The organism is Amycolatopsis orientalis DSM 40040 = KCTC 9412 (assembly GCF_000478275.1).
GTDB lineage: Bacteria > Actinomycetota > Actinomycetes > Mycobacteriales > Pseudonocardiaceae > Amycolatopsis > Amycolatopsis orientalis.
The window spans coordinates 1-22008 of sequence record NZ_ASJB01000086.1 but is presented as its reverse complement, the minus strand read 5'-3'; the positions used below and the strand labels follow the sequence as shown (position 1 = coordinate 22008).

Below are 22008 nucleotides of genomic sequence, written 5' to 3'. Positions count from 1 at the left end.
TTCAGTTTACGAGCAGTCAGCTTGCCCGCGGCGTGGCGAGGATGTCAACGGGTGACGGGTTCCGAGACCTCCTCCCGTTTCCGGGCCCGCGCCGCGGCCAGCGCGGAGGGGACGATCAGCGCGGCGGTCAGGCCGACGAACAGGAACGACACCGAAAGCGACGTCACCTGCGCGATTCCGCCCACCAGCGGCGGTCCGGCGAGGAAACCGGTGTAGGCGATCGCGGTGACGAACGCCAGTTCCCGCTCGCCTCCGGTGCCGTCCGCGCGTTTGCCCGCCGCCCCCGCGAGGCTCAGCGCGATCGGGAAGGCCGCGGCCAGCCCGGCACCCGCCAGCGCGAAGCCGACGAATCCGTACACCGGCAGCGGGGCCAGCGCGGCGAGCACGAGCCCGGCCGCGGCGAACCCGGCCCCGACGGCCAGCGCGCGGGTCGCGCCGAACCGGTTTTGAAGCCAGGCACCCGCGAGCCTGGCCAGCGCCATGGACAGGGCGAACCCGGCGTACGCGAAGGCCGCGGCGCCCTCGCCGACGCCGTGTACGGACGTCATCAGCAGCGCGGACCAGTCCGAACTCGCGCCTTCCGCGATCGCCGAGAACAGCGCGATGGCGGCGAGCAGCCAGAGCACGGGACGTTTGACCGGCGCTGTCCGCGGCTTCTCGACGATCTCGGCGCGCACGGGCCGGGCGCCGGGCACGGCCGCGATGACGAAGGCGAGCACGACCAGCGCGACCAGGGCGGCGACGGTCAGATGCCTTCCGGGCGACCACTGATGGGAAGCGGCGAGGCCGGCGGCGACGGAGCCCGCCAGCGCGCCGAAACTGAATCCGGCGTGCAGGGTGGGCATGATGGCGCGCCCGGTACGACGCTCCACCTCGACGCCCGCGACGTTCATCGCGACGTCCAGCGCGCCGTTGCTCACCCCGAGGACGAACAGCGCCCCGGCCAGCAAGGGCACCGACGTCGAGAAACCGATCATCGGCAGCGAGGCGCAGGCGATGATGGCGCTGCCGGCGACCACCGCGCGAGCGCCGTGCCGCTCGATCAGCCGCCCCGACACCGATGCCGCGAGCAGCATGCCGACACTGGCCCCCAGCAGGGCGAGGCCGAGAACACCCGGTGAGGCGTTCACCCTTTCCGACAGCGCCGGTGTCCGCGGCGCCCAAGAGCCGAGCGCGACCCCGTTGAGCGCGAACACGACGAAAACGGCCGTACGGTCACGCATAGACCCCAGTCTCCTTCCGATTCCTGTTCCCCCAGAATGACTTAAGCGCTTCAGAAAGTCCAGGCGCAGCCGCTCGGTCTAGACTGCGGCGGTGACCAGCACGCGACGGCGAAGGCCGACGTTGGACGATGTCGCCGACGCCGTCGGGGTGTCGCGGGCGACCGTTTCCAACGCCTACAACCGGCCCGATCAGCTGTCCGTCCAGCTGCGCGAAGAGGTGCTGCGCGCGGCCAAGAAGATCGGGTACGCGGGGCCGAACCCGACCGCGCGCAGCCTCGCCACCAGCCGCACCGGCGCGATCGCCGTCCTGCTCGACACGAATCTTTCGACGGCGTTCTCGGATCCCGCGCTGTCGCTCACCCTCGACGCGCTTTCGACCGTCGTCGACCCCGAGGGCCACGCCCTGCTGCTGCTCCCCGGCGACGGCGAGAGCGGCGGCCCGCGCGCGGAGCGGATCCTGACCGCCCAAGCCGACATCGCGGTGGCGTATTCGCTGGCGGACGGCGCGCCCGCGCTGAACGCGGTCCGCGATCGGGGTATGCCGCTGGTGGTGATCGACCAGCCGCATCTCCGCGGTTCGGCCAGGATCGGGGTGGCGGACCGGGCGGGGGCGGCCGCGGCGGCCCGGCATCTGCTCGAACTCGGGCACCGGCGGATCGGGATCTTCTCGGCGCAGTGCCTTTCGGCGCCGCGCGGGGGCGAACTGAGCGCGGCGGAGGCCGGGAAGAGCCGGTTCCACGACAACCGCGAGCGGATGGCCGGTTACCTGGAGACGCTGGCCGAGGCGGGTATCGCCCTGGAGGACGTGCCGATCTGGGAGGCGTCCGGGCTCTCGGTCGAGGGGGCCCTGCCGAGCGCGTTCGGCCTGCTCGACCGGCATCCACGGCCGACAGCGCTGCTGTGCATGTCGGATCTGCTGGCGCTGGCGGCGATCTCGGCGGCGAGACACCTCGGGCTGTCGGTCCCGGGTGATCTTTCCGTCGTGGGGTTCGACGACGTCCCGCCTGCCCAGTGGTCCGAACCACCGCTGACGACGGTCCGGCAGGATCTCGCCGCGAAGGGCCGGGCGGCAGGCGATCTGGTGCTGCGCCTGCTGCGCGGGGAGAAGGCACCCGCACCCGCGGAGGTACCCGCCGAACTGGTCGTCCGGGAGTCCACCGCGCCCGCGTAGCGGCGGTTTCCGGCCAACTCAAGACCGTCCGGCGATCTGTGGACAACTCACCCCGATCGAGCGGCGCACATCTACTTATCCACAGAAGTAGAAATGCGGGCAGACAAAGTCTTCCCCTCGGGTCATCGTGGAATCACACATCCACCGGCGGCGATCGAGCCGCCGATTCACGGGGGAGAACCCAGCCATGCGACGTTTGACGAACCTGCGCGCACGCCTTCCGCACGTGCTCCTGCTGGCCATGTTCGGCCTGCTGACCAGCACCGGAGTCGCGAGCGCCACCACCGCGCCGCCCGAACCCCCCTGCCAGAAGGGCGAGTTCTGCGTATGGGGCGAAGAATCCTTCACCGGCACCGTGCACAAATTCGACCTTCGCACTTCCAATCCCGAGGAATGCATTCCCCTGCCCGCGGGCTTCGACGGGCATTCGTTCGTCAACCGGCTGAGCCGCGACGTGACCATTTACCAGAGTGAAGAGTGCACGACCGAAGGAGATTTCATCACCTATCCGGGTGGCGGCACCTACGTACCCCAGGGACCGTTCGTGATCCGCGCCCTCAAGATCTGGGACTGACCACCCCGGCGGTTCGCGCCGGTCGCTTGCAGACGAGTCGACTCGCGACCTGCGCGAACCCAGGGGCCGCTCCCCCGAGGCGGCCCCGGCCCGTGAGCGCGTCACCCCGCGCCGTGACGCGCTCACGGGCGTTCCAAAAAACGGTGGGCTCTACCTGAAACGATCTGGCGGTGTCGAACGATCGACAGGTTGGCGACGGCTAAGCTGCCGATGCTGGGCGACACCCAACGTCGCCGACGTCGGCCCTCGTAGCTCAGCTGGATAGAGCAAGAGCCTTCTAATCTCTAGGTCGCAGGTTCAAGTCCTGCCGGGGGCACGTCGCAGAGGGGAACGGGATGGGAGGGGCCGCACAGGCCCCTCCACCCGCGAAGACGTTTCCATCGAGACGTGCCGCGACGCCACCATCCCCGGTCATCACCGAAGCGTCCCCACTCAGTGTGATCCCGCATACAACCGCATCGGTGGGCAAGTACTCAAGCAAAGCCGGATTCGGTTGCTCATTGACCGTACTTACTTTGGGGACGGCACGCGGATTTCCGCCGTCGTGGCCCGGTATCCGTTGTGGCGGCGGAATTCCACGCCGGGTCGGCTACCGAACCGTCGAGTACGCGCCCCCGGCCAGGTCCTCGACGAGGGTCGGTCCGGTCGGGGTCCAGCCGAGCAGCTCCCGCGTGCCGGCGCTGGTCGCCGCGAGGTCCAGGGCGAAGAAGGTGCCGATCCATCCGAAGTGCTGCTGGACGTCGTCCGCCGGGATCGAGGCGACGGGCAGGTCGAACGCGCGGCCGATCGCCTCCGCGATCTCCCGGGTCGGCACTCCCTCCTCCGCGACGGCGTGCAGACGCGCGCCCGCGGGTGCTTTCGCGAGGCCGAGCCCGACCATGCGGGCGGCGTCGGTGACGTGCACGGCGGCCCAGCGGTTGGTTCCGTCGCCGGGATAACCGGAGACGCCCTTCTGCCGGGCGATCCCGGCGAGGATCGCGATGAACCCGTGGTCGTGGGTGCCGTGCACGGTCGGCGAGAACCGCAGGCTCACCGGGTGCACGCCGCGGGCGGCGAACTCGAGCGCGAGGTTCTCGCTGCCGCCGCGCGGTGAGTCCGGACCGTGGGCCGGAGAGGGGTCGGCTTCGGTAACCGGCCTTCCCTGCGTGACTCCGGCGATTCCCGACGCCAGCAGGAACGGTCGGCCGCTGCCCGCGAGCGCGTCGCCGATGGTCTGGACAGCGGCCCGCTCGGCCGCGTTCGACACGGCCGGGTTGGCGAAGTCGTGCTTGTTCGCCAGGTGGATGACGGCCTCGGCCTCCTCCGCACCGGCGCGGATGCCGTCGAGGTCGTCGAGGTCTCCCCTGCGGACGCGGACACCCTTCGCTTCGAGTTTCCCGGCGGACGCGGCCGACCTGGCCAGCCCGCTGACCTCGTGCCCGGTGGTCAGCAGTTCGTCGACGACGGCGGAGCCGATCCAGCCGGAGGCCCCGGTGACGAATACACGCATGACGCGCTCTCCTTCAGCGTAGTGGTGATGTCAGCAACAGACGTCAGTCACTGACATCACCACCGTACGCCTACATGTCAGCCACTGTCATCACTAGACTCGTCCCATGGCGCGCTGGCAACCGGGAGCCCCGGAGCGGCTGCAGAAGGCCGCGCTCGAACTGTTCACGACCCGTGGGTTCGAACAGACGACCGCGGCGGAGATCGCGCAGGCGGTCGGACTGACCGAGCGCACCTTCTTCCGCCACTTCAGCGACAAGCGCGAGGTGCTCTTCCACGGTCAGCAGCTGCTGGTCCAGGCGTTCGTCGACGGCGTGGCCGCCGCTCCACCGGAGGCGTCGCCGCTCGAGGTGGTCGCCTTCGCCCTGCGGTCGGCGTCGCTCCTCTTCCCGGACGAGCGCCGCCCGCACTCCCGCACCCGCCAGTCCGTGATCGACCGGCATCCCGCGCTGCGAGAACGGGAGCGGCACAAGATGACCACCCTGGCCACGACGGTCGCCGACGCACTCCGCACGCGAGGCGCCGGCGAAATCGAGGCGAAGCTGGCGGCGGAGTCGGGCATCACCGTATTCGGGATCTCGTTCGGCCTGTGGCTTCGTGAAAGCGAGGAAAGATCGCTCGCCGACCTCACGGACGAAGTGTTCGGCGAACTTCTGAAACTGGCGGGCAAGGCGGCCGACGGCGTTCGCGCTTCAGTCGCCGAGGCTCCGTAACGCCACGAGTACTTCGTCAGCGACCTCGAGCCGGGCTTCCACCTCGGACACCTTCGCGGCCACGCGCCGGTGCGTGGCCCGGCCGCGGGCACTGAGGTGGACGAGCACCCGGCGCCTGTCGGCGGCGTCGACCTCGCGATAGGCCTGCGCGGTGGTCACCAGCTTGTCGACCACCCTGGTCAGAGTCGGCCCGGTGGCCAGCGTCCGGTCGGCGAGATCAGCCATGGCGAGGCCGCCCTTCCCGCTCAGCACGTCCAGCACCAGCCATTGGTCGAGGGTAAGGCCTTCCTTGGCCAGCACCTCCTCCACCCTGGCGGCGACGGCGCGCGCGGCACGGGTGAGCGAGCCGGTCAGCGACAGTCCGGTGGTCGCGACGCCGCGTGTCCCCATATCCCGTCCCCTTGCCAAAACCGGACACCCTCGTAATACTTCCAGGTGAAAGCATTTTGACCTTACCGGGCCACCGCACGGAGCGCCATGCCCCCACGCCTCGCCACGCGGACCCGCGACGACACCTGGCGGGTGGCCATGGTGGTCCCGTTGCGGGGGCCCGCCGGGCTGTTCGGCCCGTCCTGCGAGGCGATCACCGAGCTGGCCGTCCACGAACTCAACGAAGCGGGCGGCATCCTCGGCAGGCAGGTCGAGGCCGAGGTGGTCGACGGCGGCGGCACGCCGGCCCAAGTCGCGGGCGATCTGCGGCGGCTCGTCGAGGACGGCCGGGTCGACGCGGTGAGCGGCTGGCACATCTCGTCGGTGCGGCACGCGCTCGCGCCGGTCGTGGCCGACAGGGTGCCGTACGTGTACACCTCGCTCTACGAAGGCGGTGAGCGCCGCTCGGGCATCTTCTGCACGGGCGAGACACCGCGCTGCCAGATCGAACCGGCGTTGCGCTGGCTGCGCGACCAGCTCGGCCTCCGGAGATGGTTCGTCGTGGGCGACGATTACGTCTGGCCGCGCCGGTCGGCGCTGGCGATCCGGCAGTACGCCAAGGAACTCGACCTGAACATCACGGGCGAAGCGTTCGTCGGGCTCGGCTCGGGTGATATGTCCACAGTGGTCCGCGCGGTGGAACAGTCCACAAGCGACGGTGTGCTCATGTTGCTGGTCGGGCAGGACGCGGTGCGCTTCAACCGCGCCTTCGCCGCGCGCGGGCTCAGCGAACGACTGGTCCGGTTCAGCCCGCTGATGGAGGAGAACATGCTCCTCGCGAGCGGCGCGAACGCCACCCGCGACCTCTACGTCTCCGCCGCCTACTTCCGGTCCATGGTCACCGCCGACGCGATGGACCTGCTCGGCCGGTACGTCGACCGGAACGGGCCGGGCGCCCCGGCGTTGAACAACGCCGCCGAATCCTGTTACGAGGGGCTGCACACGCTGGCGGAACTCGTCCGCCGGGCGGGTACACCGGAGTTGCCCGCGCTCAACGCGGCGATCGACGGCGTCGCCTACCACGGGCCGCGCGGCACGATCGAATTCCGCGGGCGGCAGGCCGACCAGCACGTCCACCTGGCGGTCGCCGATGGCTACGACTTCGAAGTCCTCACCCGGCTCTGAAATCCGCACTCTTGACTCGGCACGGCACACCACATACTTTCATTTGAAATTATTCCAAGTGACGTCGATTACCCGGAGGTGAGCATGGGCGATGTGGGCCTGCTCTACGTCGGCGCCGCCTTGATGATCAACGGCCTGATGCTGCTCGGGCGGATACCGCCGCGGTCGGCGGCGGTGCTGAACCTGTTCGTGGGCGCGCTGCAATGCCTCACCCCGACCGTGCTGATCGTCCAGGCAGGCGGGAATCCGGACGCGATCCTCGCGGCGTCCGGCCTGTACCTGTTCGGCTTCACCTACCTGTACGTCGGCATAGCGAACCTGGCGGGCCTCTCCCCCGAAGGCATCGGCTGGTTTTCGCTCTTCGTGGCGGGCGCCGCCATGGTGTACGCGGGAATCGCGTTCTGGCACGACCACGATCCGGTGTTCGGCGTCATCTGGCTGTCCTGGGCGCTGTTGTGGACGTTGTTCTTCCTGGTGCTCGGCCTCGGCATGGAACGGCTGACGCGGTTCACCGGCTGGACCGTCCTCCTGCTCAGCCAGCCGACCTGTTCGGTGCCCGCCTTCCTCGGCCTCACCGGCGCCTACCGCAGCGACGGCGGCACCGCGCTGCTGGCGGCCGCGATCCTGGCGGCACTGGTCGCCGCGAGCGTGGTGCTCACCTCACGGCGGCCGCCGCCGTCCTCGAATCCCACCGAGATAAGGAGTTCTCATGCGACACGGTGATATTTCCGCGAGCCCGGACACGGTCGGCGTCGCGGTGGTCAACTACAAGATGCCGCGGCTGCACACCAAGGCCGAGGTCCTCGCCAACGCCCGCAAGATCGCCGAAATGGTGGTGGGCATGAAAACCGGTCTTCCCGGGATGGATCTGGTGGTGTTCCCGGAGTATTCGACCCAGGGCATCATGTACGACCCCGAGGAGATGTACGAGACCGCGGCGACCATTCCCGGCGAGGAGACCGAGATCTTCGCCGCCGCCTGCCGGGAGGCGCGGACGTGGGGCGTCTTCTCCATCACCGGCGAGCGGCACGAGGATCATCCCCACAAGCCGCCGTACAACACCCTCGTGCTCATCAACGACGCGGGCGAGATCGTCCAGAAATACCGCAAGATCCTGCCGTGGTGCCCGATCGAGGGCTGGTACCCCGGCGACGAGACCTACGTCAGCGACGGGCCCAAGGGCATGAAGATCTCGCTGATCATCTGCGACGACGGGAACTATCCGGAGATCTGGCGGGATTGCGCGATGAAGGGCGCCGAGCTGATCGTCCGCTGCCAGGGGTACATGTACCCGGCCAAGGAGCAGCAGGTGCTGATGGCCAAGGCGATGGCGTGGGCCAACAACTGTTACGTCGCCGTGGCGAACGCCGCCGGATTCGACGGCGTGTACTCGTACTTCGGCCATTCCGCGATCATCGGCTTCGACGGCCGCACACTCGGCGAGACCGGCGAGGAGGAATACGGGATCCAGTACGCGCAGCTGTCCGTTTCGGCGATCCGGGACGCACGGACCTACGACCAGTCGCAGAACCACATTTTCAAGCTGCTGCACCGCGGTTACACCGGCGTTCAGGACGCGGACGAGGGCGACAAGGGAGTCGCGGACTGCCCGTTCGACTTCTACAAGCTCTGGGTGACCGACGCGAAGAAGGCGCAGGAAAAGGTCGAGTCGATCACCCGCGACACGATCAGTCCTCGTCACCCGGGATCAGCACGGTGAGGCGTATTCCCCGCGATGTGTGAAGCGGCTCGTGAGTGGTAATGACGGTTAGAACCGTCATTACCACTCACGACCGACCGCGGGCCGCGCCTAGACTCGGGACCATGGACAGGATCGACCGCGGCAGCCGGGTGATGGACGCGGCACCCGAGACCGTCTACAACGCCCTGCTCGACCGCGAAGCCCTGCGGTCGTGGTTGCCGCCGCAAGGGATGCGCGGCCGGATCGGCCGGTGGGATCCCCGTCCTGGCGGCGGTTTCCGGATGACCCTCACCTATCTCGACGCCTCCGAAAGCCCCGGCAAATCCTCGGACGCCACCGACGTCGTCGAGGTCGCCTTCGCCGAACTGGTGCCGCCCAAGCGCGTGGTGCAGCGGGCGGTGTTCGAGGCCGAGGACCCGGCTTTCGCGGGAACCATGACGATGGTCTGGGACCTCGCCGCGGCGGGTGACGGCACCGAGGTGACCGTCACCGCCACGGATGTCCCGCCGGGCATCGGCCAAGCCGACCACGAGGCCGGGATCGCGTCCTCGCTGGCCAACCTGGCCGCCTACGTCGAAGCCAGGTGAGCCGGGGCCCAGCCCACGACCTCCACCGAGACAAGTACACAGTGGACACTTGCCTGCTGATCAACAGCGCGGTCGTCACCATGGTCCCTTTTCTCACGCCCGCGCCACACGGTCCCGCTCCCTCCCAGGCGAACCGGACCTCCACCCGGCGGCGATGATCGCCGCGGCGACGGCGGCCAACGTCAGCGGCACGGTCAGCGCCGCGCGGAAACCACCGAGCGCGGCCTCCGGGGAATCACCCGCGCCGAGGACGGCGACGTTCACCGCGGTCACCGCGGACAGCCCGAGCGCCGCGCCGAACTGGAAGGCCGTGTACAGCAGGCCGCCCGCCAGTCCCTGTTCGTCCTCGGCGATCCCGTCGGTGGCGACGATCGTCAGCGGACCGTAGGCCAGCGCGAACCCGAGCCCGAGGATGATCATCGACGGGAACATCGCCGCGTACGTCCAGTCGAGGCCCAACGGCGTGAAGAGCGCGTACGCCACGGTGGCGAGCACGAGGCCGCCGAAGATCACCCGCGTGTTCCCGAATCTGGCCACCAGCCGCGGGGTCAGCGTCGGTGCGAGCACGGCGTCGATCCCCACCACCAGCAGCGCCAGGCTCGTTTCGAGCGTCGTCCAGCCCCGCAGTTCCTGCAGGTACAGCGTGACCAAGAACTGGAACCCGAAGAACGAGCCCGCGAAGAGCAGCGCCGCGGCGTTCGCCCGCACCAGCCGTCCCGACTTCAGGATGCCCAGCCGCACCAGCGGCGCGGGTGAGCGGCGTTCGATGGCGACGAAGGCCGCGAGCGCGGCCACTCCCCCGGCGAAGGACACGATCGTCCAGCCCCAGCCCTGTCCGGGATGTTCCAGCCGGACCACGGCGTAGGCGATCAGCAGCATCGCCGTGGTCACGGTGGCCGCTCCGGCGAGGTCCAGGCGCCGCGGCACGCGATCCCGTCCGGCGGGTTCCTTGATGAGCCAGAGCGCGGCGAGCAGGATGAAGGCCGAGAGGATGACCGGCGTGAAGAACACCCACCGCCAGTCGATCCTGGCCAGCAACCCGCCGATGACCAGGCCCAGCGAGAACCCACCCGCGGCCGTACCGGCGTAGAAGAGCAGCGCCTTGTTCCGCTTCGGCCCCTCTTCGAAGCTCGTGGTGATGATCGACAGACCCGCCGGGGTCATGAAGGCCGCCGCGACCCCGGTGGCGAACCGCGCGAGCAGGAGCATCCAGCCCTCGGTCGCGAATCCGCCCAGCCCCGAGAAGACGAGGAACACCACCAGCCACAGCAGGAACATGCGGCGGCGGCCGTACAGGTCGGCGGCCCGGCCACCCAGGAGCATGAACCCGCCGTAACCGAGCACATAGGCGCTCACCACGCCGCTCAGTGTCGCGGTCGACAGGCCGAGTTCGGCCCGGATGGACGGCAGCGCCACGTTCAGCATCGCGACGTCGATGCCCTCCAGGAAGATGGCGCCGCACAGCACCAGAAGCACACCCCAGGCCCGCCCGCTCATCCGGTCGGCGGCGCGCGGCGGTGTTCGCGTTGTGATCAAGTCGGATCTCCCTCAGTGGACACACGACCGACGGTTACTCATCGGCCGGTCAGTTCCCTCTTGTAACCAAGGGGATCTTCCGTCACCATCGATGACCATGGAAGAAGGCACTTTGAACTCACCCAGTCGTTGTGAACTCACCGAGGCGGACTACGAGGCCTTCCAGTGGGACACCCGCGAGGACTGTGAGGTCCGCCAGATCCTGGACCGGGTGGCGGACAAGTGGTCACTGCTGGTCATCGCGCTGCTCGACCGGAACACCCTCCGGTTCACCGAGCTGAAGGACAAGATCGACGGCATCAGCCAGCGCATGCTCACCACCACGCTGCGGCACCTCGAACGCGACGGGCTCGTCGAGCGGACCGTCTACCCGGTCGTGCCGCCCCGGGTCGAGTACGCGCTGACGCCGCTGGGCATGACGCTGCACAAGACGATCCGGTCGCTGGTCACCTGGACCGAGGAACACCAGAACGAGATCGCCGTCGCGCGCGCCCGGTACGACCGGCGCGTCGGCGCCTGAGGAGCCGCATGGCCAGGCTGTCGGGCGGGGATCCGTCACTGCTGCGGCGGCTCAACGCCATAGCGGTCCTGCGGGCGTTGTACGCGGCCGAAGAACTCACGCTCGCCGAACTGGTCAAGGCGAGCGAGGTCTCCCGGCCGACGGTCGAGGAGATCGCCGCCGACCTCGGCGAGCAGGGGCTGGTCGAGGAGGTCCCGCTCTCCCCCGGCGCGCCGCGGCCCGTGGGCAGGCCGGCCAAGCGGTACCGGTTCCGGCCCGAGGCCGGGCACGTCGCCGGGCTCGAGGTCGGCCCGCACAAGGCGTTGTGCCTGGTCGCCGACCTGCGCGGCGACGTCGTCGGCCGGGCCGGGGCAGACCTCACCCCGGACATGCCCGCCCCCGATCGGCTCGGCGTCGCGCACCGGGTGCTCGGTGCCGCCCTCGATGGCCGCACGAATCTGCGGGTCCTCGGTGTCGGCACCATCGGGGTGGTGTCCGGCGGCAAGGTCGTCCGCGGCGCACGCCTTCCCGGCTGGACCGGTCTCGACCTGCCCGCGGAGTTCGGCGGCGGTTGCCCGGTGCTGGCGGCCGGCGACACCAAGCTCGCGACGCTGGCCGAGCACTGGCGCGGGGCCGCGCGCGGCATCGACGACATGGTCTACGTGCAGGCCGGCCGGACCGTGTCGCTGGGCCTGCTGCTCGGCGGGAAGCTGCACTCGGGGCACCACGACGCGGCGGGCGAGATCGGGGTCCTGCGGCGGGCAGGCCGGTACGCGTTCCCCGACAGGTTCGTCGAACTCGTCGCCGCCACCGTGCTCACCGTCGACCCGCAACTGGTGGTGATCGGCGGGGCGGATGACCTGCTGACGACGCCGCTGCGGGCAGAACTGGCCAGGCTCTGCCTGTTCCCGGTGCGGGTGGAGACCTCGGCGCTCGGCGACGACTCGGTGGCCCTCGGGGCGGTGCGGCTGGCGCTCAGCCGCGTCGAGCACGAGTTGTTCAGCGTCGCGGACGTCGCCTGAGCAGGCTGATCACCACGATCAGCACGGCGACCGCGCCACTGGTGAACAGCTGCGTACGCGCGTCGGCGTCCGTCCACATGAGAATGAGCACGCCCGCCATCGCGAGCAGCGCGACCCAGCTGAGCCACGGGAAACCCCACATCCGCACGGGCAGCTCGGCGGCCGTGCCGTCGCGTTCCGCCGCTTTCCGCAGCCGCAACTGGGAGACGGCGACGAAGATCCAGACCAGCAGGATGTTCGCCCCGATGGCGTTCAACAGGAACGGCAGGACCCGGTCCGGCGCGAGGAAGTTCAGCAGGACGGCCACGAAGCCGAAGGTGACCGACGCCAGCACCGCCGTCCGGGGGACCCCGGCGCCGGACAGCCGCAGCATCGCGCGCGGCGCCTCACCCCGCGAGGCCAAGGAGAACACCATTCGCGAGGCACCGTAAAGGTTCGCGTTCAGCGCCGAGAGCAGCGACGTCAGCACGACGAAGCTCATCAGCAACGCCGCCGACGGCACCCCGACCTGCTCCAGGACGGTCACGAACGGGCTGGTGTTGGCCGAAGCGGATTCCCACGGCAGCAACAGCACCATCAGCGCGACCGAACCGACGTAGAACAGCAGCAGCCGGACGATCACCGTCCGCGTGGTGCGGCGGATCGAATCCGCCGGGTCTTCGGACTCCGCCGCGGCGATGGTGACCAGTTCCATGCCACCGAAGGAGAACGCGACCGCGAGCAGCCCGGTCAGCACTCCTTGCAGGCCGTTGGGCAGGAACCCGCCGTGCCCGGTGAGGTTGCTCAGGCCGACCGGAGACGTCCCCGGCAGGATCCCGAACACCGCCAGCGTGCCGAGCACCAGGAAGGCGACCACCGCGGTCACCTTGATCGCGCCGAACCAGAACTCGAACTCGCCGAACGAGCGCACGGCGAACAGGTTCACCACGGTGAGCACGGCCATGAACAGCAGCACCCAGGTCCACTGTGGAATCACCGGCAGGAGCCCGTTCGCGATCCCCGCCGCCGCGGTCGCCTCGGCGGCCACCACGACCACCAGCAGCGACCAGTACAGCCAGCCGACGGTGAACCCCGCCCAGCGGCCGAGCGCCTTCTCCGCGTACACCGAGAACGAGCCGCTGCTCGGCTCGGCGGCCGCCATCTCGCCCAGCATGCGCATGACCAGCACCATGAGCAGCCCGGCGACCACATAGGACAGCAGGATGCCGGGTCCGGCGGTCTTGATCCCCGCGCCGGTGCCGACGAACAGGCCGGCGCCGATCGCCCCGCTGATGGCCAGCATGGTGACGTGCCGCCGCCGGAATCCGGTGCCGAGCGACCGGGTCTCCAGTGCGGTCACGGGAGTGGCGGGACCTGGTGCGGGCATGGCGGATCCATTCGTCTGCGGCGGTACGCGGCGCTCAACCGCGGGACAACTCTTCCAGCCGCTCGTGGAGCCGGTCGACGTGGTCCTCGCTTTCGGGCTTCATCAGCACGCTACGCAGGATCCTCGCGCCGTCCGCGTCCGCCTCGGCGCCGGTGTGACGCAGACCGAACTGCCGGTCACTCACCCGCAGCGTGCTGAGGAACACCGGATCCTTGGCCGCGGCCATGCCGTTGCGCAGGATCCGCGCGCTGTCGGCGTCGATCTTCGACAGGGAAAACGGTTCCGTGCGCGGAAAGTAGGTGACGATGTCGAGTTCCGGCCGCTGGTACAGGTCAAAGCGCTCGGAGTCCTCCAGCAGTTTCGCCCACCGCAACGCCGCGCGGCGACCGGCCGCGAGCACCCGGCCCAACCCGTCGGGAGTGGGCGGCAGCACCCGGAAGGTGAGCCACAACGCGGCGGCGGCCGCACCGGCGCGGGAGCATTCGAGGCTGATCTCGCCGAGGTGCAGATCGTCCGAGGTGAAGTAGGTGTACGGCGAATCGTGCAGGTAGAACCGGCCCACGTCGGGATCCTTGAACAGCACCGCGCCGCAGCCATAGGGCTGGAGGCCGTGCTTGTGCGGATCGATGACGATCGAATCGGCCTCGGCGATGGCGAGCCACGGGGCCTCGGGCAGCCCTTCCGGACCGTCCAAACCGGACAGGAGACGGAAGAACCCGCCGTAGGCCGCGTCGACGTGCACGCGGACGCCGTACCGTTCGCGCAGGGCCAGCGCCTCGTGGACCGGTTCCACCGTGCCGAGCGCGGTCGTGCCCGCGGTGAGCACCACGGTGCCGATCTTCCCGGTGCGCACCAGGTCTTCGAGCGCGTCGAGGTCCATCGCGCCCCGGCCGTCGACCGGGACCGTATGTCCCTCGACGCCGAGCACGCCGCACATCCGGCCGTGCGTGTAGTGCGCCTCGGCGCTGTAGGCGATCCCCTTGCCCGGATGGGACTCCCGCGCCACGAACAGCGCTTCGAGGTTCGCCACGGTGCCGCTGGTGGTCAGATGCCCGAGATGCTCCTGGTAGCCGAACATCGTGGCCAGCTGACGGACGACCTCGCGTTCCATCTCGGCGGTCGCGGGGCCGCCGTCGAGCGCGTGGTTGTTGGGATTGACCAGCATCGCGGTGAGGTAGCCGACCACCGCGGCCGGATGCGGCGGTTTGAGCATCTGGCCGGCGTAGGACGGGTGGAAGAACGGGTAGTTGTCCTTCAGCCGCTCGGTGAGTTCCTCGAACGCGGTCTCGAACCGCCCGTCGGGGATGTCCAGGGAGGGATGCGGCCGGACGGGGGTGAACGTCTCCGCCCACGCCTCGTTCGACGTCAACGCCTGACCGAGCCAGTACCGGAAGTCCATCGGGGCGCCCTTCGATCGTTCGGCTCCAAAAAACGTAGGAGTCGCCGGAGTACTCGCGCAACCGTCTTCGGTAGGGGTCAGCCCTCCCGGGTCGCCGCCGCCTGGCGCCGTTCCTCGCCCTTCTCCTCCAGTTGCTTGACGATCTCCCGCAGCGAAGCGGCCAGCTGGGTGCACTCCGCGGGCGTGAGCCTGTCGGTGACGAAGGCCTCCTCCTGGTTGAACTCCGGGAAGAGCTCCCGCATGAGCCGCTCACCCTCCGGGGTCAGCGCGAGCAGCACCAGCCGTCCGTCGACGGGGTGTTTGCGCCGGGTGACCAGCCCGTGCGCCTCCAGCGTCTTCATCACCCCGGTCAAGGTCCCCTTGGTGATCCCGGATTCCGCGGCGACGTGCCGGGTCTCCTTCTCCCCGAAGATCCACACGACCCAGAGCACCACGAACGCGGTCCAGGTCAGGCCCGCGGTGCGCAGGACGGAGTTCTCGAAGTGCAGCCGCACCGCCGTGGCGGCGCGGTGGAGGTTGGCCACCGCCTCCATCCGCTCCCACAGCAACGGGATCCCGCCCAGCTTGGCCCGCACGGCGTTTTCGGTCTCGGCCAGAGTGTGATACCCGGTCAACAGCCACATCCTCACCGGCCCCGGAGGTACCCGTACGGTGGCGCGCACCCCCGCGCGCCCGTTCCGCCGATCGTAGGCGGAACGGGACGGGGTCCACAGTGGTCTTTTCCGGGGTCTTCGCCGGGTGAGGGCCGTCAGGCCGCGGCGACCAAGGGCTCCACCAGATCCTGTCCTGTTTCGGACAACTCCGCGGGGACGCGGCCGCCGGGGGTGCCGTCCCTGGCCGGCCGGATCAGGCCGGCGTGGGCGAGCAGATGGGCGGTGATCTGGTCGCTGCACGGCAGGCCGTCGACGTAGAGATCCGGTTCCCGGCTGACGGTGATTTCAGCGCGGCCCTGTGCCACGGCTCTGAGCATCGCCTGGGCTCGGTATGACAAGCCTTCGGGGTCCTTGGTGTTCTCAGTCATTCGGGGTCACTCCTCTGACCTGAGGATTTCCCGTCTTCCGGGGGTCGAAACATGGCCGGGGTCACCGCGTCCGGACGCGCAGCGCCTGGCCTCCGGTCGTCGTACTGCCGGTGATGCTCTGGCCGCTCGTGTTCCGCCAAACGACGTCGTAGCCGCCGTTGCTGCGGTCCACCCGCACCCCGTCCAGCGCGACGCCGCGGACGTCGTCGGTGAGGAACGCCGGGCGACCGTCGGCCTTGGCGAACCGGAACTCACCGCCGGTGAACCGGATCCCGGCCGCGTGCCGGATCCAGAAGCCGTACGCCGGGCGCTTGCCGAAGATCCGCGGCGGATAGGTGGTCGACGCCTCCGGCGGGACGAGATCGGCCTCGGCGGCCGGATGCCCGCCGGGGACGGTGAGCTTCACGTTGTCGAAGGTGACGTTTTCGATCGGCGCGTCCGCGCGGCCGGAGATGGTGCTGGCGTACTCCGGGTCACCGGGGATGTCGCGGGGCGCGACCAGGTCCGTGCCGCTGATGTCGCGGTAGGTGATGTTTCGGATCCGGCCGGCCGGCGGATTCCCCGGGCAGCGGGATCGCTTGCCGACGTGCAGGAAGATCGGCGAGGCGGTCTTCCTCAGCGTGATACCGGTGAAACTGATGTCCTCGATGACCGCGCCGTCCATCGACACCATGCCCAGGCCGGCCTTGGCGGCGCCGGTGATGGTCAGGTTCCGGAACCGCGTGTTCCGGAAGCCGCCACAGGTCTCGGAACCGAACTGCACGGCGTTGTTCTCGGTCGAGAGGATCGTGGAGTCACGGACGATGTTGTTCTCGCTGACGAAGGTCCTGCCGAGCGCGTAGTCGCTCTTGAAGGCGACGGCGTCGTCACTGGCCTCGATCCGGGAATTGGCGAGTTCGACCCGCGAGCTGTTGATGAAGTTGATGCCGTCCCGGTCATCGGTGCTGAAGACCTTGACCCGGTTGAGTTTCAGCCCGTCGCAGCCGTTGGCGATCAGCGCGAAGTGGCCGCCGCGGCGGAGCGTGACGTCGGTGAGGCTGACGTTCTTGCAGAGCTTGAGCGAGATCAGCTTGTCGGCGACACCGGCGGGGATGTTCTCACCCGTCTCGAGTTCGTCGTCGCCGTCGATGGTCCCCGTGCCGGTGAACGCGACGTTCTCGACGTTCTCACCGGCGATCAGCGCGTTCCGGAAATGGCTGTGGCCGAAGTCCTGGTAGGCGTCGTACGGATTCGGTTCGGGAGCGTCCATCCCGCTGCCCGAGGCGATGATCTTCGCCCCGGCGCGCAGGTTGAGCGTGATGTCGCTCTTGAGGTGGATGGTCCTGGCCAGGTAGGTCCCCGGCGGAAGTCGACGACGCCGCCGCGTGCCGCGCTGGCGGCGGTGATCGCCTTGTCGATGGCCGGGGAGTCCACGGTCGTGCCGTTCCCCTTGGCCCCGTAGTCCTTGACGTTGAAAGTGGCCGCGGCGGCCGTTCCGGCCGGGAGCGCGACGGCCAGACCGGCCACGAGTGAAAAGACGGTGCACAACGCACCGCCGGATCGACGCCTCATGATGGGTGCTGTCCCTTGACTCGCGTACGGGCCGGGGAGGCGGAACCCGGAGCCGCACTGAACTGGTGTCGATCGCGACCTTAGGAGCGGCGCCGCGACCGCGTCAACCGGCCGTTCGGGGCGCTCACCGGACGGGCACGGGCGCGCGGTGCTCGGCCATGTCCCCGAACAGGTCACCCAGTTCCTCGACACGTTCGATCACCTGCTCGGCGGTGAACAACAGATCGGCCGCCTTCCGGCAGGCCTCGACCTCCTCCCAGGTCACCGGGGTGGACACGGTCGGGATGGCGCGCCCGCGCAGGGAATAGGGCGCGATGGTGGTCTTGGCGGTGTTGTTCTGGCTCCAATCGATGAACACCCGGCCGGGGCGGATCGCCTTCGTCATCCGGGCGACCACGCTTTCCGGTGACCGGCGCGCGAGTTCCTCCGCGACCGCCTTGGCGTACTCGGAAGTGCGTTCGTCGGACCGGGTGCGCACCGGGCAGTACAGCTGCATTCCCTTGTTGCCACTGGTCTTCGCGTACACCGTCAAGCCGTCGTCGGTGAGCAGTTCGCTGAGCGTCTCGGCGACCCGGCAGCAGTCGACGACGTCCGCGGGCGGACCGGGGTCGAGATCGAACACCAGCAGATCGGGTGATTTCCGAGCGCCGCGCGGGCCGACCGTCCACTGTGGAACATGCAGCTCCAGCGCGGCGAGATTGGCCGCCCACATCAGTGTCGGGAGGTCGCCGACCACCGGGTAGTCGAGCGTCTCCTCCCCGCCCCGGCGGCCGCGGTTGGTCAGCCGCGCGGTGCGCACCCACTCGGGCGCGTGCCGGGAAACGTTCTTCTCGTAGAACGGTTCGCCGTCGACGCCGTCCGGGAACCGGCGGAACGTGGCGGCGCGGTCGCGTAGATGCGGGAGCATGGCGGGGGCGATGCGACGGTAGTAGTCGAGGACCTCGCGTTTGGTGAAACCGTGCGCCGGGTAGAGCACCTTGTCCAGATTGGACAGCCCCAGCCGCCGTCCCTCGACCTCGACCGTTATCCGCTCTTCAGGCACCCCTCGACGATAGATCACCGGCGGCGTTTCCGGGGTACCGTGAGGCATGAGTACCGTGCCGGACGCGATCGCCCCGATGCTGGCGACCGACGGTGACCTGCCCACCGGCGGGTGGGGGTACGAATACAAATGGGACGGCTACCGCTGCTGCCTGCGCGTCGCCCGCGACGGTGAGACGCGCCTGACCAGCCGTCGCGGCCTCGACATCACCGCGACGTACCCGGACGTCACCGGCGACGCCCTCGACGGCCGCGAAGCCGTCCTCGACGGCGAGATAGTGGTCCTCGACGACCAGGGACGGCCGAGTTTCCCGTTGCTGCAGACACGGCACCTCCGCACGCCGGACGCGTCGCTGCTGGAGCGCAGCCCGGTGCATTTCTTCGCTTTCGACGTGCTGCTTCTCGACGGCACCGTCCTCCTCGACGAGCCTTACAGTGCCCGGCGGGAACTGCTCGCCTCCGTGACGCCGGGTGGCCGTCTGGTCATCCCACCGGGCTACACCGACGACGACATCTCGCCTGATCAGCTCCTCGAAGTCGTCCGGCAGCACGGCCTCGAAGGGCTGGTCGCGAAGAAGCTCGACAGCCGTTATTACCCCGGTAAGCGCACGCGGCAATGGATCAAACGGGCGCTGTGGCACACCCAAGAGGTCGTGATCGGCGGCTGGCGGCCCGGCGAAGGACGTCGTTCGGGGACGCTCGGGGCCCTGTTGCTGGGGGCGCACGACGAATCCGGCGAGCTGCGGTACATCGGCGACGTGGGGACCGGGTTCAGCGAAAAGGTCCTCGAAGACCTGCACACCCGGCTCGCCCCGCTGGCCAGGAAGAAGCCGCCGTTCGACTCGGAGGTCCCGCGCGACCGGGCCCGGGGCGTGCGCTGGGTGTCGCCGGAGCTGGTCGGCGAGGTCGTGCACCGGAACTGGACCCCGGACGGGCGGCTGCGGCATACGACGTGGCGGGGGTTGCGGGCGGACAAGGCACCCGAGGACGTCGTACTCCCGTCCCCGAATTAACCCGCCCCACCCACGGCATTAGCCAGCTAAACGCCTGCCCGAAGGGTGCCCCTCATCGCGTTTAGTCGGCTAAATGCGGGTGTCGGCGGGGTGCCCCGCCCCACCCCGTCGCGTTTAGTCGGCTAACTGCGGTGCCGGCCGCGTGCCGTCACACACGTCGCGTTTAGTCGGCTAAACGCGGCGAGGTGTCCCGTCCCACTCCACCGCGTTTAGCGGGCTAAACGCGGTGTCAGCGGGGTGCCCTGTCCCGCAGGTCGCGTTTAGTCGGCTAACTGCGGTGGCCGGCGGGCGTCCGTCCTTTGTGGATGTCTCCGGCGTGTCAGCGCGGTGGCGGTGCCGTGTCAGTCCGGTCGGCGATCGTTGCTCTCAACACCGAGAGATCACCACCACGAGGGAGAACGAAATGTCCGTCTTCACCACGCCGAAGCCGATCACCGCCACCCTGACCACCGCGGGAGCGCGGGTGCGCGTCTCCGCGAGCGAACGCCCGGACACGGTGGTGCTGGTCGAACCGATCGACGGCACGAGCAAGTCGGACGTGAAGGTCGCCGAGAACACCAAGGTCGACCTCACCGGCGGCGTGCTGACGATCGAGACGAAGAAGGCGGGTGCCAAGGCCGGCTCGGTCGCGATCACGATCCAGGTGCCCACCGGTTCGGAACTGGTCCTGAACACGGCTTGGTCGGACGTCAACGCCGACGGCCGGTTCGGTGACTGCGTACTGGAGGTGGCCTCGGGCCGCGTCCAGGTCGAGCGCGTCACGGCGGTGCGAGGGAACGTGGCGGCCGGCGACGTCGAGATCGGGCACGTCGCCGGGACCGTGGACGTCGAAAGCGGCGCGGCCGTCGTGCGGATCGGCGAGGCCGAGGGCTCTGTCAGGTGCGCGGGTTCGACCGGGAAGGTCTGGATCGGGCACGCCCGGTCCGCCGTCGACCTCTCCAGCGCGAGCGGGACCTTCGACATCGACCACGCCGACGGCGACGTTGTCGCGAAGGCGGCCGACTGCCCGATCCGGATCGGACGACTGTCGGGCAAGGAGGCCTACCTGGTGAACGCGTCCGGCGGCATCGAGGTCGGCATCGGCAGGGATGCCGCGACGGTGGACGCCGAGAGCACGAAGGGTTCGGTGCGGAACTCCTTCGGTACGGATGGCGTGGGCGGTACCAGGGTTTTCGCCCGCACACGGCGCGACGACATCGTCATCCAGCCTGCGGCCGTCTGATCCCCTTTGTTCACGCGGTGGCGCCCTCCATGCGGCGCCACCGCATTCAGTCGGCTAAATGCGGAAGTTGGCGGGATTTCGTTTCTCTGCGTATTCGCGTGATGGTTGTCGCGCTCTCCTATCGGGTGAATTTCCGGACCGGGTTCGCTACGCAAATGGGGCTAGCACAAGTGTTCGAACGCGGGTAGCGTTGAGGTCGTGGCCAGCGATAACAGACCCGAGACGATGCGCTACGAGTGGTGGCGTGTGGATACGGCGACGCTGCATGCTCGCAAGCAGGAATTGGAAGTTCTGCAGCGTCGGTTGGATGCGGAGCAGAATGCGATTCTGGCGGAAATCAATAACCGGGGTGTTCGTGGATGTAGTGGTCATTCGACGTTGGCGGCGATGATTTTTGAGGACTTCCTGGTCACGGACAAGGAAGCGTCTGCTCGTGCCGATCGGGTGCTGGCGTTGTATCCCAACGTGGTGGTGGGTGGTGAGGTCGTACCGCCTCTGGCGCCCTTGACCGCCGACGCCGCCGCCGAAGGCGCGATCGGGGGTGCGCAGGTCGACGCGATCATCCGCATCCTCGCCAGGATCCCGTCCACCGTCCCCGAGGAGAAGGTGCGGGGTGGGGAGAAGATCCTGGTCGATCTGGCCCGCCGGGCGGGTCCCCGGCAGCTCGCCCGGGCCGGCCGTCGTCTGCTGGACGAGCTGGACCCGGACGGGAAGGAGCCGCGGAACGAGGATCCGAAGGATGTGCGGCCGGAGTTGCGGTTCGTCAAACACCGTGACGGCACCCTCGGCCTCAAAGCCACGTTGGACCTGGAAACCTATGCACGCCTGAAGTCCGACCTCGACCCGATGGCCAAACCCCACAAAGCCATCGATGGAGTCCGGGACTCGCGGACCCAGAACGAACGCTACGGCGATGCCTTCACCGACTATGTGCGTCTCAAGACGACGAGTCGGAATCTCCCCGGGCAAGCCGGGGAAGCCACTCACATCCTGGTGACCATGTCGTATGAGGATTTGATCCGGGACATCGGTGAAGCGCATCTGGATCTGGTCGGGCCGATCAGCGCGACCGATGCCCGCATCCTCGCCTGCGATGCCCGGGTCCGGCCCGGAGTCCTCGGCACCGCGGGCGAACCCTTGGACATCGGCCGGTCGAAACGCACCGTGTCCCTGGCTCAGAAGTATACGTTGACCCTCCGCGACGGTGGCTGCGCGTTCCCGGGCTGTGACATGCCGGTGCCGCGCTGCACCGCACACCACATCGCAATGCCGCTAAGTTAAGCGTGAAAAATACATTCCTCTTGTTGGTGGATTCGGCCCGCGTGT

23 protein-coding genes and 1 tRNA gene are annotated in these 22008 nt (G+C 68.9%); 13 read left to right on the top strand and 11 right to left on the bottom strand.

The genetic code is table 11. From position 1 onward, the window contains the following. Positions 1-44: 44 nt before the first annotated feature. Positions 45-1223: an MFS transporter gene (locus tag L324_RS35705; RefSeq protein WP_037319444.1), complete on the bottom strand. Its 1179-nt coding sequence runs from the start codon at positions 1221-1223 to the stop codon at positions 45-47. Between the two features lie 121 nt (positions 1224-1344). Between L324_RS35705 and L324_RS35700 the strand changes: the two genes are divergently transcribed. The 3 genes from L324_RS35700 to L324_RS35690 all read left to right on the top strand — a co-directional run bounded on the left by L324_RS35700 (position 1345) and on the right by L324_RS35690 (position 3284). After that, entirely contained in the window at positions 1345-2394 is a 1050-nt protein-coding gene (locus L324_RS35700) for a LacI family DNA-binding transcriptional regulator (protein WP_037319443.1), read from the top strand. A gap of 187 nt (positions 2395-2581) precedes the next feature. Beyond that, complete coding sequence (locus L324_RS35695) at positions 2582-2968, top strand: peptidase inhibitor family I36 protein (protein WP_037319441.1); 387 nt, start codon at positions 2582-2584, stop codon at positions 2966-2968. Between the two features lie 242 nt (positions 2969-3210). Continuing rightward, a tRNA-Arg gene (locus L324_RS35690) sits at positions 3211-3284 on the top strand. A gap of 273 nt (positions 3285-3557) precedes the next feature. Here the strand turns inward: L324_RS35690 and L324_RS35685 are convergent. After that, positions 3558-4457, bottom strand: a complete 900-nt coding sequence (locus L324_RS35685; RefSeq protein WP_037319440.1) for an SDR family oxidoreductase — start codon at positions 4455-4457, stop codon at positions 3558-3560. A 106-nt stretch (positions 4458-4563) separates the two neighbouring features. Between L324_RS35685 and L324_RS35680 the strand changes: the two genes are divergently transcribed. Then, positions 4564-5169 carry a TetR family transcriptional regulator gene (locus L324_RS35680; RefSeq protein ID WP_037319438.1) on the top strand — a complete coding sequence of 202 codons (606 nt, stop codon included), beginning with the start codon at positions 4564-4566 and terminating at the stop codon, positions 5167-5169. Here the strand turns inward: L324_RS35680 and L324_RS35675 are convergent. Beyond that, a complete protein-coding gene (locus tag L324_RS35675; protein ID WP_037319436.1) occupies positions 5149-5559 on the bottom strand; it encodes a MarR family transcriptional regulator in 411 nt (136 codons plus the stop codon). The genes L324_RS35680 and L324_RS35675 overlap by 21 nt on opposite strands. An 87-nt stretch (positions 5560-5646) precedes the next feature. Between L324_RS35675 and L324_RS35670 the strand changes: the two genes are divergently transcribed. From L324_RS35670 to L324_RS35655, 4 genes are all read left to right on the top strand, one after another. Then, the gene (locus tag L324_RS35670) at positions 5647-6723 is read left to right on the top strand and encodes a substrate-binding domain-containing protein (RefSeq protein ID WP_268871969.1); all 1077 of its coding nucleotides are present in this window, start codon (positions 5647-5649) and stop codon (positions 6721-6723) included. An 84-nt stretch (positions 6724-6807) separates the two neighbouring features. Continuing rightward, positions 6808-7446: an AmiS/UreI family transporter gene (locus tag L324_RS35665; protein ID WP_037319434.1), complete on the top strand. Its 639-nt coding sequence runs from the start codon at positions 6808-6810 to the stop codon at positions 7444-7446. Then, a complete protein-coding gene (locus L324_RS35660) occupies positions 7433-8443 on the top strand; it encodes an aliphatic amidase (protein ID WP_037319432.1) in 1011 nt (336 codons plus the stop codon). The genes L324_RS35665 and L324_RS35660 overlap by 14 nt, the downstream gene beginning before the upstream one ends. A 104-nt stretch (positions 8444-8547) precedes the next feature. After that, entirely contained in the window at positions 8548-9012 is a 465-nt protein-coding gene (locus tag L324_RS35655; protein ID WP_037319430.1) for an SRPBCC family protein, read from the top strand. A 93-nt stretch (positions 9013-9105) separates the two neighbouring features. On the opposite strand, the gene L324_RS35650 is transcribed toward L324_RS35655, so the two are convergent. Further along, on the bottom strand, positions 9106-10509 hold the full coding sequence (locus tag L324_RS35650; RefSeq protein ID WP_037319427.1) for an MFS transporter: 1404 nt from the start codon (positions 10507-10509) through the stop codon (positions 9106-9108). Positions 10510-10639: 130 nt separating this feature from the next. On the opposite strand from L324_RS35650, the gene L324_RS35645 reads away from it, so the two are divergent. Further along, positions 10640-11068, top strand: coding sequence for a winged helix-turn-helix transcriptional regulator (locus L324_RS35645; RefSeq protein ID WP_081736578.1), 429 nt, complete (start codon positions 10640-10642; stop codon positions 11066-11068). A gap of 8 nt (positions 11069-11076) precedes the next feature. Then, positions 11077-12069: an ROK family transcriptional regulator gene (locus tag L324_RS35640; protein ID WP_037319424.1), complete on the top strand. Its 993-nt coding sequence runs from the start codon at positions 11077-11079 to the stop codon at positions 12067-12069. Here the strand turns inward: L324_RS35640 and L324_RS35635 are convergent. The 7 genes from L324_RS35635 to ligD (L324_RS35610) form a co-directional block, all read right to left on the bottom strand. Beyond that, positions 12047-13435, bottom strand: coding sequence for an amino acid permease (locus L324_RS35635; RefSeq protein ID WP_037319422.1), 1389 nt, complete (start codon positions 13433-13435; stop codon positions 12047-12049). The two genes, L324_RS35640 and L324_RS35635, sit on opposite strands and share 23 nt — an antisense overlap. A gap of 34 nt (positions 13436-13469) precedes the next feature. Further along, positions 13470-14834, bottom strand: coding sequence for a pyridoxal phosphate-dependent decarboxylase family protein (locus tag L324_RS35630; protein WP_037319419.1), 1365 nt, complete (start codon positions 14832-14834; stop codon positions 13470-13472). 77 nt (positions 14835-14911) lie between these two features. Further along, positions 14912-15457, bottom strand: a complete 546-nt coding sequence (locus L324_RS35625; RefSeq protein ID WP_152547104.1) for a MarR family winged helix-turn-helix transcriptional regulator — start codon at positions 15455-15457, stop codon at positions 14912-14914. A 125-nt stretch (positions 15458-15582) separates the two neighbouring features. Further along, on the bottom strand, positions 15583-15855 hold the full coding sequence (locus L324_RS35620) for a hypothetical protein (RefSeq protein WP_037319417.1): 273 nt from the start codon (positions 15853-15855) through the stop codon (positions 15583-15585). Between the two features lie 61 nt (positions 15856-15916). After that, the gene (locus L324_RS35615; RefSeq protein ID WP_051174287.1) at positions 15917-17104 is read right to left on the bottom strand and encodes a glycoside hydrolase family 28 protein; all 1188 of its coding nucleotides are present in this window, start codon (positions 17102-17104) and stop codon (positions 15917-15919) included. Beyond that, positions 17032-17406, bottom strand: coding sequence for a glycosyl hydrolase family 28-related protein (locus L324_RS44165; protein ID WP_152547102.1), 375 nt, complete (start codon positions 17404-17406; stop codon positions 17032-17034). Before L324_RS44165 ends, L324_RS35615 begins: the two co-directional genes overlap by 73 nt. 124 nt (positions 17407-17530) lie before the next feature. Further along, complete coding sequence (gene ligD, locus L324_RS35610) at positions 17531-18448, bottom strand: non-homologous end-joining DNA ligase (RefSeq protein ID WP_037319415.1); 918 nt, start codon at positions 18446-18448, stop codon at positions 17531-17533. 46 nt (positions 18449-18494) lie between these two features. On the opposite strand from ligD (L324_RS35610), the gene ligD (L324_RS35605) reads away from it, so the two are divergent. From ligD (L324_RS35605) to L324_RS35595, 3 genes are all read left to right on the top strand, one after another. Continuing rightward, the gene (gene ligD, locus L324_RS35605) at positions 18495-19460 is read left to right on the top strand and encodes a non-homologous end-joining DNA ligase (protein ID WP_037319413.1); all 966 of its coding nucleotides are present in this window, start codon (positions 18495-18497) and stop codon (positions 19458-19460) included. 403 nt (positions 19461-19863) lie between these two features. After that, positions 19864-20682, top strand: a complete 819-nt coding sequence (locus tag L324_RS35600; protein ID WP_037319411.1) for a DUF4097 family beta strand repeat-containing protein — start codon at positions 19864-19866, stop codon at positions 20680-20682. Between the two features lie 225 nt (positions 20683-20907). Further along, complete coding sequence (locus L324_RS35595) at positions 20908-21963, top strand: DUF222 domain-containing protein (protein ID WP_438938477.1); 1056 nt, start codon at positions 20908-20910, stop codon at positions 21961-21963. The last annotated feature ends 45 nt before the right edge of the window (positions 21964-22008 follow it).